This window comes from Streptomyces sp. NPDC104202 (genome assembly GCF_055584185.1).
The window spans coordinates 1-2778 of sequence record NZ_JBVJMN010000135.1 but is presented as its reverse complement, the minus strand read 5'-3'; the positions used below and the strand labels follow the sequence as shown (position 1 = coordinate 2778).

The 2778-nt window shown below is 75.3% G+C and carries 3 protein-coding genes; all 3 read right to left on the bottom strand.

What is annotated here, in order from left to right; all coding sequences use genetic code 11:
• Window positions 1-898, bottom strand: an 898-nt coding sequence (locus ACZ60W_RS37190; protein ID WP_469759829.1) for a thioesterase family protein, incomplete at its 3' end; no start/stop codon positions are given.
• A 21-nt stretch (window positions 899-919) separates the two neighbouring features.
• Complete coding sequence (locus ACZ60W_RS37185) at window positions 920-2344, bottom strand: amidase (protein ID WP_469759828.1); 1425 nt, start codon at window positions 2342-2344, stop codon at window positions 920-922.
• Entirely contained in the window at window positions 2331-2513 is a 183-nt protein-coding gene (locus ACZ60W_RS37180; protein WP_469759827.1) for a hypothetical protein, read from the bottom strand. Before ACZ60W_RS37180 ends, ACZ60W_RS37185 begins: the two co-directional genes overlap by 14 nt.
• Window positions 2514-2778 lie beyond the last annotated feature (265 nt).

The window sequence follows — 2778 nt, the reverse complement described above, 5'->3', positions numbered from 1 at the left end:
CCTCCTCCTCCCTGCCTGCTCTCCCCCCCCCTCCCCCCCCCCCCTCCCCCCCCCTCCCCCCCCCCCCCCCCCCCCCCCCCCCCCCCCGCTCGGTGACCAGCAACGTCTGGAGGACCTGCCCGCAGCTCCCCGTCGCGTCGTCGAGCTGCCCGAGGGCGAGGGCTGAGCCGCCCGGGCTGGCCGCGGTGTGGGAGCGCAGGCACAACCACTCCCCGACGGGGTCCCGGTGCAGGGCGAGGGTCACATCGGTGTTGATGACCAGGCTCCCGTGGTGGTCGAGCTCGAAGCCGACCGCCCAGCTGCTGTCGGCCACCACGAGCGCCCGGGTCAGTGGCGAGTCCGGGAAACCGGCCACCAACGGGACGCGCTGCCGGGCCCAGGCGGTCCCGGGACCGAGCGTGTCGAATCCCGCACCCTCCTCGAAGCGCCACTCCATCGCCGCGATGTAGCCGTCCAGATGGGCGCCGGCCATGGTGTGCGGCGGCTGTGCCCCGGGCAGGGCGGGGGCGGGCGGGACGGGCCGCAGCGCCGGGGTCTCCCGGGGGCTGGCGACGAGCCGCCAGGCACGGGCCAGCAGCACCGGGACGCCGCCGGCGGTGATCTCCCCCTCCAGGATCTCGACGCTGCCGCCGGACCGCACCGTCCGCACCTCGACCCGCAGGTCCGCGACCGGCACCGGCCGCAGCAGCTCCACGGTGACGCGGGCGATCCTCATGCCCGCCCGGGGGGCGTGATGCTCGAAGGCGCACCCGATCAGCGCCGACGGCGGGCCGGCGTGCTGCGACTTGGGGTTCCACGGGCCCGCCGTGGCCGGGGTGCTCTCGTACCGGCCGTCCCCGAGGTCGTGGTAGAACGCCTCGGACGGGGCGCCGGGGAACGGGAGGGTCTCTGGGTTCACTGGGGTGCCTCCGAATCTGCCTCAGCGGTCTGAGGCGCTGTGGATGATGTCCGCCCGAGTCGCCCCGGCCGGTCGTCCCGTGTCCGGCCGGGTTTCCTCGAGGACGCTTCCCACCCGGAAGAGGAGGGACTCCGCGAACGGCGCGGCGATCAGTTGCGCGCCGATGGGGAGACCGGCGGAGTCCCTGCCCACCGGGAGCGAGAGGGCGGGGAAGCCGGTGATGTTGGCGGGAGAGGAGAGCCGGACGTACGCGTCGGTGACCGTCTCGGTGACGCCGTCCGGCCACCGTACGGTCTCCTGTCCGCGCCGCGCCGCCGTGATGGGAGAGGTGGGGGCGATGAGCACGTCCACGTCGGCGAAGACCCGCCCCCACGCGCGGCTGATGAGGGTCCGGGTGCGCTGGGCGCGCAGGTAGTCCAGGGCGGACACGTGGTGTCCCGCCTCCAGGAGCAACCGGATGTCCGGGCCGTAGAGATGGGGTGTCGCCCGCAGGGTCTCCTCGTGGACCGCCGAGGCCTCGGGAGCCATCAGGCCCCACTGCGTCGCCTCGACGTACTCGACGAGCGGCAGGTCCACGGGCAGCACCGTCGCGCCGAGCTCTCCCAGCCGGCTGATCGTCGCGCGGACGGCCGCCTCCACCTCCGGATCGACGCGGTCGAAGTAGTAGGTGCCGGGCACGCCGACGCGCAGCCCGCGCAGGTCCGCCGGGCACGACGCGGCCGGGGCCTCGGGGGCGGAGACGCTGGCGGGGTCCGCCGGGTCGTGGCCGGCCAGGACGCGCAGCACCAGAGCGGCGTCCCGCACGGTCCGGGTGAGGGGGCCGACGTGGTCCAGGGACCACGACAAGGGCGCCACCCCGTGGCGGGAGACCAGACCGAAGGTGGGCTTCAGGCCGACCGTCCCGTTGAGCGCGGCCGGAATGCGGATCGACCCTCCGGTGTCCGTCCCCAGCGCGAAGAGCGCGGTCCCGGCCGCCACGGCCACCGCCGAGCCGCCGCTGGAGCCTCCGGCGACGGCATCCGCGTGCCACGGATTGGACGTCTGCGTGGTCAGCAGTCCGTACGCGAACTCGTGGGTGTGCGTCTTGCCGATGAGGATGGCGCCGGCGTCCGTGAGCCGGGCCGCCACCGTGCTGTCCCCGGCGGGCATCCGCCCCTCCCACGCGCGCGAACTGGCCGTGGTGGGTATCCCGGAGACGTCGATGAGGTCCTTGAGGCCGTACGGGATGCCGTGGAGCGGTCCGCGGTGGATGCCGTCGCGGATCTCCCGCTCCGCCTGCCGCGCGGCCCGTCGCGCACGCTCCGCCACGACGGTCACGTAGGCGTGGAGCCGGTCCTCGACGGCGTCGCACCGGTCCAGGACGGAGTCGACGAGTTCCACGGGGGACAGGGTGCGGGCCGCCAGGGCCGCCGCCGCGCCCGCGACGGTGAGTTCACAGGGCTGCATCGAAGACTCCCGAGGTCCCGGCGGAGGAGTCGGCCGTCGCCCGGAAGACCGGCGCCGGTGCGACGCCCGTCAGATCCAGGGCCCGCAGCCGGCCGAAGAGCCCCTCCAGGCGGGCGACCAGATCGGCCACCTCGCCGGGACGGAGGTCCGGTGGCGGAGCGAGGCGCACGATCGGACGGGACGGTCCCGCAGCGGCCATCATGGTTCCCTTCCGGGGGAGCGGAGCCGGATACCTCGGATCACGTGCGAAGCCGGGCACGGCGTGGCTGTTCCGTGTCCCGCCGGTGGCGACGTGCTGCTTCCCCGCCGACGCGAAGAAGCCCGGTGGCCCCCGACGGGGGATGGCAGAGGCCACCGGGAGAGCGGGTGCCGGGGGGGGGGGGGGGGGGCGGGCGGGGGTGGGGGGGGGGGGGGGGGGAGTATCCGAAGCGTCT

What these genes read in the sequence shown, in the direction of transcription:
- ACZ60W_RS37185 (WP_469759828.1), bottom strand. Translation starts at nt 2,344, where the DNA reads ATGCAGCCCTGTGAACTCACCGTCGCGGGCGCGGCGGCGGCCCTGGCG.